General features: G+C 43.9%; 12 protein-coding genes and 1 pseudogene. 6 read left to right on the top strand and 7 right to left on the bottom strand.

Going from position 1 to position 13,932, the window contains the following annotated elements; translation table 11 throughout:
* Positions 1-206 precede the first annotated feature (206 nt).
* From ACLJQD_RS11225 to ACLJQD_RS11240, 4 genes are read left to right on the top strand one after another with little or no spacing between them, the layout of a single operon-like run.
* Positions 207-1,409: a PcfJ domain-containing protein gene (locus ACLJQD_RS11225; protein WP_017442195.1), complete on the top strand. Its 1,203-nt coding sequence runs from the start codon at positions 207-209 to the stop codon at positions 1,407-1,409.
* The gene (locus ACLJQD_RS11230) at positions 1,409-2,125 is read left to right on the top strand and encodes a DUF1266 domain-containing protein (RefSeq protein WP_017442194.1); all 717 of its coding nucleotides are present in this window, start codon (positions 1,409-1,411) and stop codon (positions 2,123-2,125) included. The genes ACLJQD_RS11225 and ACLJQD_RS11230 overlap by 1 nt, the downstream gene beginning before the upstream one ends.
* Positions 2,126-2,135: 10 nt before the next feature.
* Complete coding sequence (locus ACLJQD_RS11235) at positions 2,136-4,247, top strand: DUF4034 domain-containing protein (protein WP_017442193.1); 2,112 nt, start codon at positions 2,136-2,138, stop codon at positions 4,245-4,247.
* Between the two features lie 4 nt (positions 4,248-4,251).
* The gene (locus ACLJQD_RS11240) at positions 4,252-4,971 is read left to right on the top strand and encodes a tetratricopeptide repeat protein (RefSeq protein WP_000586675.1); all 720 of its coding nucleotides are present in this window, start codon (positions 4,252-4,254) and stop codon (positions 4,969-4,971) included.
* Positions 4,972-5,101: 130 nt separating this feature from the next.
* Here the strand turns inward: ACLJQD_RS11240 and ACLJQD_RS11245 are convergent, their stop codons facing one another.
* The 6 genes and pseudogenes from ACLJQD_RS11245 to ACLJQD_RS11270 all read right to left on the bottom strand — a co-directional run bounded on the left by ACLJQD_RS11245 (position 5,102) and on the right by ACLJQD_RS11270 (position 10,370).
* Positions 5,102-5,839, bottom strand: a complete 738-nt coding sequence (locus ACLJQD_RS11245) for a hypothetical protein (RefSeq protein WP_017442192.1) — start codon at positions 5,837-5,839, stop codon at positions 5,102-5,104.
* 38 nt (positions 5,840-5,877) lie between these two features.
* Positions 5,878-6,810 (bottom strand): hypothetical protein, encoded by a 933-nt coding sequence (locus tag ACLJQD_RS11250; protein WP_000092680.1) that lies wholly within the window; start codon positions 6,808-6,810, stop codon positions 5,878-5,880.
* A 233-nt stretch (positions 6,811-7,043) separates the two neighbouring features.
* Positions 7,044-7,291 (bottom strand): annotated as a pseudogene (locus ACLJQD_RS11255) (ISAs1 family transposase); the annotation flags it as partial.
* A gap of 390 nt (positions 7,292-7,681) precedes the next feature.
* The gene (locus ACLJQD_RS11260; protein ID WP_000646714.1) at positions 7,682-8,125 is read right to left on the bottom strand and encodes a hypothetical protein; all 444 of its coding nucleotides are present in this window, start codon (positions 8,123-8,125) and stop codon (positions 7,682-7,684) included.
* 551 nt (positions 8,126-8,676) lie between these two features.
* Positions 8,677-9,096 (bottom strand): hypothetical protein, encoded by a 420-nt coding sequence (locus ACLJQD_RS11265; RefSeq protein WP_000502177.1) that lies wholly within the window; start codon positions 9,094-9,096, stop codon positions 8,677-8,679.
* Positions 9,097-9,752: 656 nt separating this feature from the next.
* Positions 9,753-10,370, bottom strand: a complete 618-nt coding sequence (locus ACLJQD_RS11270; RefSeq protein WP_017441984.1) for a hypothetical protein — start codon at positions 10,368-10,370, stop codon at positions 9,753-9,755.
* A gap of 163 nt (positions 10,371-10,533) precedes the next feature.
* On the opposite strand from ACLJQD_RS11270, the gene yegQ reads away from it, so the two are divergent.
* Both yegQ and sseK2 read left to right on the top strand, forming a co-directional pair.
* Positions 10,534-11,895, top strand: coding sequence for a tRNA 5-hydroxyuridine modification protein YegQ (yegQ, locus tag ACLJQD_RS11275; protein ID WP_023242746.1), 1,362 nt, complete (start codon positions 10,534-10,536; stop codon positions 11,893-11,895).
* A 451-nt stretch (positions 11,896-12,346) separates the two neighbouring features.
* The gene (gene sseK2, locus ACLJQD_RS11280; protein WP_077907252.1) at positions 12,347-13,393 is read left to right on the top strand and encodes a type III secretion system effector arginine glycosyltransferase SseK2; all 1,047 of its coding nucleotides are present in this window, start codon (positions 12,347-12,349) and stop codon (positions 13,391-13,393) included.
* Between the two features lie 35 nt (positions 13,394-13,428).
* Here the strand turns inward: sseK2 and ACLJQD_RS11285 are convergent, their stop codons facing one another.
* Positions 13,429-13,845: a CesT family type III secretion system chaperone gene (locus ACLJQD_RS11285; protein ID WP_001540404.1), complete on the bottom strand. Its 417-nt coding sequence runs from the start codon at positions 13,843-13,845 to the stop codon at positions 13,429-13,431.
* Between the last annotated feature and the right edge of the window lie 87 nt (positions 13,846-13,932).

Consider the following 13,932-nt stretch of genomic DNA (forward strand, 5'->3'; position numbering starts at 1 on the left):
GGAATTAACACACAGTCCTCTTTCCTTTGGCCGAGCGGTATCCCGAAAACCACGACGAACGCGATCGGGGACAATAAATTATTTGGCCGCTCTTTTTAGTTTACCGATATACTGTGAGTAGTTTTTTAAACTTATTGCGCATTAATTCATTAAGTGAATCTAAAAATACATAAACATAATACCAGCTTAATTATACATGGATTTTTATGACAGAAACGTCATCTCACCGCTATAAACCACGCAATATAATAAATGCGCCAAATGTAAAATCGTCTATTTTTTCCCGGAGCCAACAACGCGGCGACAGCGAAATTATCCAGCGCTGGTTAAGCAACCATTTTTATCGTTGGATCATTGGTGACTTTCCTCATGTTTATCCTGTGCGCTCCGTCGCCGATTATGCCGTTTATTTTAGCGCTGATGCAGAAATCCCCGCCTGGCTGGCGCCAAAGCTGGGTGGCGATGAGCGCTTTTACTACCTTAACGTTCAGCACCCGCAACTCGTGGCAATGGAAAGAGATTTAGTGGAATTTCTTTCGCGTCAGGAAGGAACGCGGCTGGAAACTAAACTACAGCGTATCAACTGCTTTACCGTGCTGGCAATGCGCGAAGCGGAGCATCAAAAAATGCAGCGCCTGCGTGAACAAGGTTGGTATCCCTCCAACAGCGAGGCGCTAAAACCGGTGATGGCGGTGAATAACGGTGTACTGGTTGAGCTTGATGCAACAAACCCCGGCCTGCGCAGTGAGATGGCGTATGAATCCTGGCATATGCAACACTGCGTCGGAGATTTTGATAATAAAGGCGCGCTTTCCGGCGGCTACGGCGATTACTACGCCCGGCAAATGGAACAACAGAAACTTCGCCTGTTCAGCCTGCGCGACGACAATAATATTCCCCACGTCACAATAAGCCTGGTGGTTGGTAATAACGGCCTGAGTATTGATCAGATTAAAGGTAAGCAAAATCGCCATCCTATTAAGAAATATGCTAACGATGTTTTATCTCTGTTACGCCATCTGCAACCACTTCCTGAGCGCCACGCCGATTGCGAAGAGATGGGAATAGTTTATGAAGCAACGCCGGAATATTCAGGTTGGAAATTTATTACTCATATTCATGACCTCAATTTTCTGCTCAATGTGCTGCATGACAATTTTCATTTAATGGAGCACTTCCCTACGCCTCCGGTGGCTTTACAGTGGCTGCTGCTGCACAGCGCCCCGGAGGCGCTGCGCTATCTTCAGGTTGTTGATCCTAACGTGGCGACGGCTGCGGAAATGCTGTTTCCACGGCATGAATGGCACCCTACGCTTGCCGGAAAAAACACCAGTAGTGAACCTTTCGAAATTGAAAGCCTGACGCTACAAACCACGCGCTATCTTTCTGCAACCAGGGAGGAGCGCTAATGTTCTGGATTGTTCTTATTATTGCCGCCCTATTTTTTAGCTGGCGCAACTACAAAAAAAACAAACCGCTGATTGCGGCCCGTATCGCCGAGGAGAAAGAAAAAGATCGCCTGAAGGATCTGCGTCGCGATACCCGGCGGCGGCAATGGGCGCTGGCGCTAGCTGATATCCTCGCCCGGCGCAACGGGCTACCGATCAAAGGCGTTGAGCTGGTCTTCAAACTTGACGATGACAAACGCCGCTATCTGGCACAGCAGGTAAAAAAAGAGCTGGGCTTGAGCGAAAATCTCGACGATGCAGCGTTACGCCACAAGGTTGAGGATATCTTACGCCGCTGGCCTGCGGGCATCGGCAGCTCGCCGCGCACGTTTTACCATTATCTGGCGGCCCAGGGACAGGTCCGCGACGCGCTGGCATTCGACTGCATGCGCACCGCCTTCCTGACCCGCTGTATCGCCGGGCTCGGCTGGTGTGATGAAAATCAGGCCTGGCTGGTGTTGTTACTTAACGCCCAGCGCGCTCAGGACTGTTTTGATTCCTGGGAGGATTACGCCACCGCCTACGTTCGCGCCCGCCGAGTATGGCTCACGCTACGTGACACGCCAACAGCGCTTGCCGGACGGGATTTACAGGAAGCCACCCATTATCTGCAAGACCCTGTCAGCCGCTGGCGACAACTGCCGTGGAATGAATTCAAAATTTTCGAGCCGATTTAAAGGACTATTTATGGAACAGGATGATCGTCTGCTCAACGCTATGTTTGAGATGTGCAACCACAAAAATCCCCTCAATGACGGGCAACGAGAGTGGCATATCGCCGATATTTCCGGCCTGCTGCGCGAAGAACGTTATGACGAACTGGACGAACGCTACAACCAGGCGCTGACGGAGAGCTTTACCAGCCGCGAAGCGGAAAAGCGCTATTTCTTCGCCTGGAATCAAATGGACAACCCTTTTTACGATATGGACACGCTGGTTGAGGCTGGGCCGCAAGGATTAGCGCTGATCAAAAACTGGCAGCGCGCTCGTCCCCGCTCCACTCACGCCTGGCTTGCCGAGGCGCAATACTGGAATCACCGTGCGTGGCTGTATCGCAGCTATGGCTGGGCGAGAGAAACCACCCGAGCGATGTGGATCTGCGCCGCCGCCTGCAACGAACGGATGGTCATCGCCGCGCTCAATGCTATCGACTGTGAACCGCGCCAGTGGATGGCGGCGGCCCTGACCAGCACCAACTCAAAAGTCTTCGGCCAGCCCGACTGGCTGGTTGAGTTCCTTGTGGGCGCGGATGTTGCCGGGCAGCCATTAATGGAAGATCTGGCTGAATATCATCGCCATTCACCGCAGGAGGTGGACGCGCTGATGGCCCATTCCGGGCTGTCGTTTGCCGACGCGGTTTGCCCAAATTTGCCGCGCCCGTCCGTATTGCCGGAGTGCGATGACGATGCCGGGCAAAAATACTGGCTCGCCGTCTGCCAGGCTATTTTCCCGACGGCATTTTACGTGCTGGATGAATATATCCCGTTTCGTATGCCGCGCTGGGGAGGATCTCACGAGGAGATCCGCGAATTTCTGGAATCAAGCGTATGCGATCACCTTTCTGCCGCAGAACGTGAACATCTGGAGCTATTGATCTGGTGGGACGATCACCGCGATCTGCGCATCAAAGAGGTTGACTCCCCGGCAGAACAGGAACGTATTATCGCCAAAGCCGAAGAGATTAGCCTGCGAGCGCATATCCAGGAATCTCGCCACAACGCGCTGGAGTGGCTGCGGGTCTGCTATAGCGATCTGGACGATAATGACGCGCTCTGGCGAACCCTTCAGCGTTCGATCATGGAAAAAGTTAAGCTCAACAATTACTTCTCTGATGACACGATAAAGTTCGCCCTGCGCGATTTTCCTGACACCTGGTGGATGTATAATTTCCTCTGTCAGAATGCGCAGCAAACGGAATTCGCAGTGCCGAAAATCCGTCGTGGCTACTTTCAGTACGCCGGGCTATTGGGTTTCGAAAAGGATGAGGCGCAAGGCCTCGCCTGGCTCAATAGCGTCGCCGACATTCAATATAACCATAACTGGCGGGCGGCGATTAAAAATTTCAACTGGTTCGGGCTCCCGGAACATTTCGTGCCGCTGGCAGAGCTGGGCGCGCAAAGAAATATACCCGCCGCGCTAAACCTGCTGGGCCTTGAACACAATAATAGAGAGAACAACGGCCTACTACCTTACGATCCTGCCATCGCGTTAGGGTATTTTCAGCGCGCGGCGGAGATTTTGCACCGTCAGTTAGCGCTGCGCGAGAGCACCCCGTACAAATTAATAGATAACGGAGGCTATACCGACTATGAAAATGACCTACAAAATATTCATTTCAGCATCGGCGTCTGCAACCAGCGTCTGAGTAAACAAGAACCTGATACCGAAAAACGTTCCGCTTATGAAAAAGAACTGCTCGATAATCTCTGGCTGGCGCATCAGTTCGGGCATAAAGAGGCCTGGGGCTTGTTCCTGCTGAATATTTTTGAAGTGAAGGATATTACGCTGGCGCATAAGCATCTGGAACTGGTGCAACAAGAGGCCAACAAAGGCACGCTACATGCTATGGTGACCCTATCGCGCCTGCACGGTAATAAACACGATCGAACGCTGTTTAATATGAAGCTAAGCGCACGCTGGGCACATTTTGCCTTCACGCTTTACCCGGATAATGAAATCGTTATGGACTGCCTGGACCACCTGCATTTCGATTCTTTCTGGAAACGCTTTCGTTTCGCCTGGTATACCGTCCGCATCCCGAATTCAGAGCTGCCGGGACAGGTCAACTCAATGGTGTAATGGAGTGATAATACAAAGAAAATCTCTATTTCTTTGCGCCCTGCTTCTACTCTGCGCCACCGCCAGGGCTGAAATTACGGAGCAGCAGATCGAGGCCGACTGCGCAAAAATTCCAGTTTTTGCCAGCCAGGGCGAACAGCTTTACAAGACCCAAAAGTATGCCAAAGCGCGAGACGCTTTTGAACAGCAGGCCGCATGGAGCGAAAGCTGCGCCCTTGACGACAGCGCCATCGCGACGGCCTACAACAACGTGGCGCTAACCTGGATACGTGAAGGCGAGTGGCGTAAAGCCCGCGCCTGGCTGATGCTAAGGCCGAATGATAGCAAGTCGATCTACAACCTGAAACTTATCAAAGATAAGCTATCGGCCCTGCCGCCACCGGTTTTTGCGGCGGGGGAATACTGGCGCTATGCCGGGCGCGCCTCCTGGAACGTGCTTAGCGTGAAGGCATTACCCACCCCATCGCGCTATCAGGTTAATTTTCAGGGTTACTGGTTCGGTTTAATGGGGATCTACTTCGGCCCCAATATCGGCGAGTTCTCCGCAACGGTAACGCTGGAAAACGATAAAACCATCGTGGCGCTTCGGGAAGGCGATGATATTCACTGTGACATTTCACTGGCTTTTTCTTCTGAAACCATTGATGCCAGCACCGATACGTTTGTGGACTGCGGTTTTGGCGCAAATGTCCGCGCCGACGGGCACTATCTGCGCGTTGAATAAATCTGGCGTGGAAACTGAAATTTTATGATTAACCTGAGATCGGTTGAAATTAACAATCTATTTATAATTCTCATAACGTTCCTCATTCTTTCCTGCTATCCATATTACCTCAACACCTCCATTACAATTATTAATGTCGTAAGCATGGTATATTTAACGCTCGCTTCTTTTTTTTACCCTGTGATACTTCATTTCTGGATATCAATTTGAACCGACCATTTTCCATTTGATATTGTTCCTTTATATAAATCTGAGGCGCCTGATCTTTAAACTTTATAGTTACAAGATGACCATCTTTGCTGTCCTCATACCACCTATATATAACATAACTATCAATGCTTATTGTGTAATTCTGGCGGATGACAAAATCAGAAAAACGCACGATATCTTCATAAGCAAAAAAGCTACTAAGTAATAAAGCATCCACCAGGTTTCCTTTTGCATCATAACTATTTATTTGTACATTAAGTAATAACGTATCAGACTCTCCAATTTTATTATAAATTATCAATTTGTAAGTATTACCATCATGTTCAAAGTACCCTAATTCATAATAACGGACACCATCACCAATATACGGAGAAAGAAAATTCTCACCTTTTACCGGCACCTTAATTTCCTGTTGATTAAATAAGTTAGTTTTCTCTTTATATTCACCTGGTAATTTTAACTCCATTACATTATCATCGGAATTAATATCCTTATAATAACAAGCCAATTGCGTAAACTGCGTGGAATCAACAGGAAGAACCAATTTCTTACTCTTTTGATTATTACAACCAACACTTGTTAAAATGATGCTAAGCAACATTACCGAACGCAGGAAATATAAAGAAAAAGTTAATCTATAATTATTCATAATCGGCATTAACTTTCGTAATACACATCACCCTGTCTCATCTCTCATTATTTAAAGAGTTCTCTGGTAAAAGCCAGTTCAGTATTTGCTGATATCAACCTGTCAACCAGTGGACAGAACCACTCTGGCGCATCCCATTTACTGAAATCAGCCTGATGTTCTATGGCTAATGGCGTCTTTAATAATGGATGATCAATTTCTGGCGTGGTAAGACCATGTGCTGCACGAAATTTTTTCACTGCCTGATATTCAAAAGGCCAGAGCAAAAGTTCCTGTGGCTCTATTTCATAACCGTTAAGAGCATATTCATTTTCTGTAGTCTCTGTACGCGCAGACCATTTCAGATGGCAGTCACAAAGCTCAGCCAACCACTCTTTTAGTACCGCTTCATCCTGTGAGTAAAGAGCCTCTTTCACAAAATCATAATAGAAACGCTCAACTGGAATACCATGCGACTGCCAGTCAACCGTCTGCTTATGTTCACTGGCTAGCATTTCAATTGCCAGAACAATGGTCTTTTGAGGCAATAGATTTCTCGCTCGTTCTGCTTCAAAGTTCTTTAATCCTTTAATAAAAAGAGGATAGAAGCGACGGGCAACATCAATTTTATTGGTAGCAATCTGAAGAAGTAAGGGAATACCCTGATTATATAGCAGTTCATCAGAAACAAATACTTTATCTGGTTGTTCAAAATAGCCACAAAACAATCCCATCGCATCAAATGCAACAGAAGCACATAGTAAATTATTTTTTATTTTATTTTTAAAATAGACATTCCAAGCGTAAAGGTACAGAAAAGACCTTGAATTATTAAGGAAAAATAGATTGAAAGAGGATAATATTTCTTCCTCACCATACTTATCTATTATTTTAAGGTCAGTGGAAATAGTTCTTTCTGTAATATGAGTATATCGTTCCACATCCATACTTGCAGAGTTATCACTATTAAAATACTGAGATATCTCATTATATCTGCTCATGTAGCGCCCTTATTTTTTCACATCTGGATGGACTGGAATATCCACACCAAAAATTTTTTTAACTGTTTGCCCCACTCTTTCATCACTAAAAAAACGAAAGTGAGGACATTCCTTCAGGACAGGCATCATTCGAGACTAATCTGTAGTTTTCATCAATATCCTGTCCGGACACAACCCCCTCCTTACAGGGCAAGATTACGAAACCCCGCCCCCGCAAGGACTGACGCGAGGTACTCTCTGTCCATCGCCACATCCAAACGCCAGTACCATTTATTTTCCACATCCCAATGGCTTCTCATCGCATTAGAAAATTTTTCTGATGTTAAATCCGATGAACTTATATAATATCTCACCCAACATTTCCTGTTCTTTCTTTCCGCTATGTTTCTCTGAACGAAAAGATACCGTCACACATAGTTTTTTAACCCTTCCATTCAAATGTAAAATCAATTATCTCATCAGGAACATCACTGACAATATGAGTCACATGTTATTTAACATTAAATGAGAAATATATTTCTTTGTAATCTTTAAATAAGGGTGAATCCCCTACGCCCATAAAAATGAACATTATGTTTGTTGATGATAATGCCACCTCTGCCTGAAGGCACTGTTCTATCAGGGAAAGATCATAACAACCATAACTCAAACATTAATTTATGAATTTAGTAATAACGCAACATTGATCTGTAAAATCCAGCACTGACTTGTATTTAAAAAGTTGTGTTTAACGTAATAAATATACGATTCTTGGTTATTTTATTCTTTATCCCGGTGTGTACAAAAATATACTTTCATACTCTCGTCATGATGCTGAAGGTTAAATTTAATTCATTTTAAAAGGCTAAAACCAGGATGAAGAACTACCTCGTCACCAAATCAATTTGCCACCACCACCTATATAACTCCGGCCTGGATATGGAAGTATAAACATGTCATCACATTTTTCCCTGGAACACCCCCAGTATATCGTTTCCTTACCATCGGACCATTCTGCCGTGGCAGCAGCATTAATAGAAAAATGCCACTTTTTCTTATTATAAATCAACTCACCCGTTATTTCACAGGGAAACCAGAGCCAAAATCCAGTCATGGTATCACTCATTTCCTTATATTTATCACTTAACAAAAATATTTTTTCTATCTGACTTGCATTTAAAACCCATTTATTGCATAAGTTTCTATCCCCAGGCTCTTTATTATAAGGACTCATATAATGGGACTGATTTATTTTTAATATCTTCATATCAGCAAAACAATAACTCACAGAGGATAAAAATAGAATCACAAAAATAATCACATTATTCGCTTTCATATTAACACTCTATCCAGAGTCGAACGCATACCTTTGTCGTTTAGTCGAGCGGCGGCGGGCATATAGTTTTCCTCATTATATATTGATGTGATTTTGTATCATTGCAATTATAATATTAAAGTTACCTTACTCAGTTTAGTAAAAAAAGGCAGAACATGTTTGACGTCAATATTATTCAACACTTCTATGAAGAAGTACAAATTCAAACTAACAGTTTGCACTTGCTTTTTGAATAAATAATGAGAAATTTTTTATCTGACTTGTTCTTTGCCCTAATTACTACAAATCCGTGAGTTTGTACTCGATTTTACATTATTGTCGATAGTCATGAATTATTGATATATAATTCAGTAAATTTGACAAATTCGTTTCAGAATGACCTTGCTTTTATGTGAACTTCATTCATTTTTCAAACCGTCTCATATAATCTTTTCATGCAAATTTTCTTGTCATACACATTGAAAACATATAACAAAAATATGTTCACGACATATCCAATTAATATTTCATACCATCATTAACTTCATCATCATAATTTATCAAATATAGAATTATTTTAGTGTAATACGTTTGAGTGGCAACCATTCACCAGGCTGAGAATATGAAAACATTTTTCCTTTTATATAATATGCTTTTCCTTTATTGCTTATCTCAAATTGCGGTGATGGATATGGACATGCATTTTCCTCGTCGCCGTTATAGTATAATGCCAAAACACCAGAATTGATTTTTAAAGAGTAGTCACCAATGCATGTTATCCCCGCATGCCAGGTTGTCATGGATAAAGAAGCACGATTATTTTTACTATCTATCTTTAAATTATATTGTAAAAAAACCTGACTCCCATCATTTAACTCCTCGCCAAGTTCCTCGACTCTAAAGTTACCATCCCATTGAGTTTGAGTAATCGCAAAAGAATTTGCGCTCCATAAGCAAGAAAAAATAAATAGATACTTTATAAAATCGCCCATACAACTAACCCCTGATTTAATATGTAGAAGGTATCAATTCAGTATTCAGCATTGTCACACTATATACAAAATCACTCAAGTTGCATCAAGGCGGCAAGGATTTGCTATTGCGCAATGCGTAAAAAACATCAAGAAAAATATATTTTTCATAATAAAATCTACTAATAAGTAGATTCAATGGATTCCATCTTATCAATACGTAATTATCATTTTCTGTTCAACCTCAACCTGATTTCCTCTTAGTACTGAGCATCGTCTGCGATCGTTAATTCCACCTCTGATGATATCTCGTTAAAAAATAACGCTACCGCCATACCCTGGTTTACAAACCTGCACCCCCTAAGATTACTCTCTTATCTGCATTAAGAATATCATTGTGTTTTTTTTCGGAATATATAAAGATTCCCCATAGTGGATACATATCGTGAACCAAATTAGTTAAAGGAGGGATCACTGATGCTATAATAAGTCAAATGACCTTTTGTATTTTCTTTAATAAATGTTGCCGAGGTGATTTCAAATTTATTTTTTAGTGAATTAATTTAATATTCAAGAAATGCTTATTTAAATCCTGAATATTGGGGGCAGTGTCATAATATCCTGATAGCAGAAAGATATAAATAAGCAGCTATTTACCCTGATTAAACATATATGCCTCACGCACTACAATCTTCCGTGACCAAATCCAGCAGCGTTAAACTCCACCCTTTGCCCAAGCCATGAAGCTCGCTCAGATGAAAAATCAAACCATCACCCCATTCTTTCGGCACTGCCACCACTCGCTCTGATTGCAGCTCAAGCCGCCTGGCGTTTGCTATACGGGTATCCGACGCCTGATCCCCACTATCCGCTCCATTCACCATGCTAAACGTCAGCAGCGCATTATTAGTACCGGTATAGCTGACAAAAAAACCGGCGTGATCCCATCCCTTTTCACAAACGTACTCAACCTCCGTGTGGTGATCAAATTCGTTATCCACAGGAATATGCTCTGAAAACCAACCTACCTGCCCCAACAGGTAGTTAAAACCGGGTATCGGCTTATTAATATCAAAACTTTTCATCCACTTATAATCAACCCCAGCCCCAATTCGGTACAGCACATACATCCCAACTTTTTTATCAATCAGGGCATTAATTTTCGCGTTGTCTCGCTGCTGAAAAGCGATAATCACCTGTCTTGCCGTCTCTTCAAACGACGGAGCGGCAAAAACGGGATGCGCGACCATTCCCAGCAGACTCAACGCGATGGCCGTGCGGCTCATTTTCATCATTGGCTCTCCATTAACATCCGGTGTTCTATTAGCGCCAATATACTCTCGCAATATTTACTCGGCCTGTCCGTAAGCGTACAATGCCCGCCCTTAAAGTGAGGACTCTCCTCAAGCCGCCTCATCAGGTGAGGCGGATCTGACCTGTCATCAGAACGAGAAAATGATGTTTAAACCAGAACTTCTTTCGCCGGCGGGAACGCTGAAAAATATGCGTTACGCTTTCGCTTACGGTGCCGATGCCGTCTATGCGGGCCAACCACGCTACTCTTTACGCGTGCGTAATAACGAATTCAATCACGAAAATTTGCAGCTTGGCATCAACGAAGCCCACGCGCTCGGAAAAAAATTCTACGTGGTGGTGAACATCGCCCCGCATAACGCCAAGCTCAAAACCTTTATCCGTGACCTGAAACCCGTCGTCGAGATGGGCCCGGATGCGCTGATCATGTCCGATCCAGGGTTGATTATGCTGGTACGCGAGCACTTCCCGGCAATGCCGATTCACCTGTCGGTACAGGCTAACGCCGTAAACTGGGCGACGGTAAAATTCTGGCAGCAGATGGGGCTGACCCGTGTGATTCTCTCCCGCGAGCTGTCGCTGGAAGAGATTGAGGAAATTCGCCAGCAGGTGCCGGATATGGAAATAGAAATTTTCGTCCACGGCGCGCTATGCATGGCCTATTCCGGCCGCTGCCTGCTTTCCGGCTACATCAATAAACGCGATCCGAATCAGGGCACCTGCACCAATGCCTGCCGTTGGGAATATAACGTGCAGGAAGGAAAAGAAGACGTTGTCGGCAACATCGTGCATAAGCACGAACCGATTCCGGTACAGAACGTTGAGCCGACGCTCGGTATCGGCGCGCCGACGGATAAAGTGTTTATGATAGAAGAGGCCCAAAGACCGGGCGAATACATGACCGCGTTCGAAGACGAGCATGGCACCTATATCATGAACTCAAAAGATTTGCGCGCTATCGCCCACGTGGAGCGCCTGACGAAAATGGGCGTCCACTCGCTGAAAATCGAAGGCCGCACCAAATCCTTTTATTACTGCGCCCGTACCGCGCAGGTCTACCGTAAGGCCATCGACGACGCCGCCGCGGGTAAACCCTTCGACCCTACGCTGCTGGAAACGTTGGAAGGTCTGGCTCATCGCGGCTATACCGAAGGTTTCCTGCGTCGCCATACGCACGACGATTACCAGAATTACGAGTACGGGTACTCCGTTTCCGAACGCCAGCAATTTGTCGGCGAGTTCACCGGCGAGCGTAAAGGCCAACTGGCGGCCGTGGCGGTGAAGAATAAATTCTCCGTTGGCGATAGTCTGGAGCTGATGACACCGCAGGGAAATATCAATTTCACCCTGGAACAGATGGAGAACGCCAAAGGCGAAGCTATGCCGGTGGCGCTTGGCGATGGCTATACCGTCTGGATGCCCGTCCCGCAGGACGTTACGCTGGATTACGCACTATTGATGCGTAATTTCTCAGGCGAATCAACGCGTAACCCCCATGCTAAGTAGTTAATTGCGGTTATTTTTTCATGGCGGGAAGATTCTTAGAAATTGATCACATACCGCTTCGCTCAATGCGAGTATTATTCAACGCGCTGAAAAACATAACCCATAAATGCTAGCTGTACCAGGAACCACCTCCTTGGCCTGCGTAATCTCCCTTACGCAGGCTTATTTTTTGCGTATAATCAATAAAAAAGTGGTACTTTCCGCCACATCCAAAAATTCACCACACTAACCAAAGCGCAAATGGGCGCTTAGGTTTAGAGACCTCCCCTATTCATGGCCAGCCAGCAAGTCACAATCCTCCCCGCATCCGGTCAGACTCAGGACTTAGCATTCTGACGTTTACGTTTAACATCAGTGAATTAAATCAATAACTGCTTTGTGCGGACTTACACAAAAAGTTTCCAGGTTATTAAATTAAGGTTAAAAACTGATAATTTAAGCGTGTAAAGTTATGGCACGTTTTAATGCCGCTTTTACAAGGATTAAAATAATGTTTTCCCGGATTAGAGGTTTGATTTCATGTCAAAGTAATACTCAAACCATCGCACCTACGCTCAGTCCACCTTCATCAGGCCATGTAAGTTTTGCTGGGATTGATTATCCTCTATTACCACTAGATCACCAAACGCCGCTCGTTTTTCAGTGGTTTGAACGCAATCCAGATAGATTTGGTCAAAACGAAATTCCCATTATCAATACGCAGAAAAACCCTTATCTTAATAATATTATCAATGCTGCTATAATAGAAAAAGAAAGAATTATTGGTATTTTCGTTGATGGCGATTTTAGCAAGGGACAAAGAAAAGCATTGGCAAAATTGGAACAAAATTATAGAAACATAAAGGTTATTTATAATTCTGACCTTAATTATAGCATGTATGATAAAAAGTTAACGACGATTTATTTAGAAAACATCACCAAACTGGAAGGTCAGTCAGCAAGTGAACGAGATGAGGTCTTGCTTAACGGGGTAAAAAAAAGCCTGGAAGATGTCTTGGAAAACAATCCGGAGGAAACGCTTATTTCATCTCATAATAAAGACAAAGGGCACTTATGGTTTGACTTCTACAGAAATCTTTTCCTGCTAAAAGGAAGCGATGCTTTTCTGGAAGCTGGTAAACCTGGTTGTCATCATCTGCAACCAGGCGGTGGGTGCATATATCTTGATGCAGATATGTTACTTACTGATAAACTCGGCACGTTGTATTTACCTGATGGTATCGCTATCCATGTAAGTCGTAAAGATAATCATGTTAGCCTTGAAAATGGGATTATTGCTGTTAACCGCAGCGAGCATCCAGCATTAATAAAAGGACTCGATATTATGCACAGTAAACCTTATGGCGATCCCTATAATGACTGGCTCAGTAAAGGGTTGAGGCATTATTTTGGCGGTTCTCATATACAAGATTATGACGCATTTTGCGATTTCATTGAATTTAAACACGAAAATATCATTATGAACACAAGCAGTTTAACTGCCAGTTCTTGGAGGTAATCATGATAGCCTTGTTTTACTCGCTCTTCCCACCGTCACGTATAATCGGTATCCAGAGTTATTCCTTTATCCTGTAAAATGTGATACAGATTCTCCATTGATCTAATAACCACCTCAATTTCACATTCAAGTTTCTCTACAGAACTTTCATTGAGTGAGAAGTTGAGAGCCAGTAATAATGATTGTGAGTTATTATCATAACACAAATGTGGTCCATTATTCTCTGCAAACCATAAATTAGCATTGAGAAATTCAAAAGCAAGATTATTATTATCCGGAGGTCTTCCGCAAAAACCGTATATCATTATATACTCACTGTTAGTGCTTGTTAGTAAGATACGGTAACGGTTATCTATAATAAATGAGCATAATCTGTTTTCGTCAAAGACAATTGAATCGGTATTTAATTTTAGTGAAAACTGTCTTAATAAGCGATCGGCTCTTGAATACATAACACCCCATACTCTATCTAAAGCGTTTCTATATAAGTCATAAGCCTCTGGTCTGGACGCTTAACACCCCGTGTCATCTCCGGAATT

This window comes from Salmonella sp. SAL04214 (assembly GCF_046550615.1).
GTDB lineage: Bacteria > Pseudomonadota > Gammaproteobacteria > Enterobacterales > Enterobacteriaceae > Salmonella > Salmonella enterica.

What these genes read in the sequence shown, in the direction of transcription:
- ACLJQD_RS11225 (WP_017442195.1), top strand. Translation starts at nt 207, where the DNA reads ATGACAGAAACGTCATCTCACCGCTATAAACCACGCAATATAATAAAT.
- ACLJQD_RS11250 (WP_000092680.1), bottom strand. Translation starts at nt 6,810, where the DNA reads ATGAGCAGATATAATGAGATATCTCAGTATTTTAATAGTGATAACTCT.
- ACLJQD_RS11265 (WP_000502177.1), bottom strand. Translation starts at nt 9,096, where the DNA reads ATGGGCGATTTTATAAAGTATCTATTTATTTTTTCTTGCTTATGGAGC.
- yegQ (WP_023242746.1), top strand. Translation starts at nt 10,534, where the DNA reads ATGTTTAAACCAGAACTTCTTTCGCCGGCGGGAACGCTGAAAAATATG.
- ACLJQD_RS11245 (WP_017442192.1), bottom strand. Translation starts at nt 5,839, where the DNA reads ATGCCGATTATGAATAATTATAGATTAACTTTTTCTTTATATTTCCTG.
- ACLJQD_RS11235 (WP_017442193.1), top strand. Translation starts at nt 2,136, where the DNA reads ATGGAACAGGATGATCGTCTGCTCAACGCTATGTTTGAGATGTGCAAC.
- ACLJQD_RS11260 (WP_000646714.1), bottom strand. Translation starts at nt 8,125, where the DNA reads ATGAAAGCGAATAATGTGATTATTTTTGTGATTCTATTTTTATCCTCT.
- ACLJQD_RS11270 (WP_017441984.1), bottom strand. Translation starts at nt 10,370, where the DNA reads ATGATGAAAATGAGCCGCACGGCCATCGCGTTGAGTCTGCTGGGAATG.
- ACLJQD_RS11285 (WP_001540404.1), bottom strand. Translation starts at nt 13,845, where the DNA reads ATGTATTCAAGAGCCGATCGCTTATTAAGACAGTTTTCACTAAAATTA.
- ACLJQD_RS11230 (WP_017442194.1), top strand. Translation starts at nt 1,409, where the DNA reads ATGTTCTGGATTGTTCTTATTATTGCCGCCCTATTTTTTAGCTGGCGC.
- sseK2 (WP_077907252.1), top strand. Translation starts at nt 12,347, where the DNA reads ATGGCACGTTTTAATGCCGCTTTTACAAGGATTAAAATAATGTTTTCC.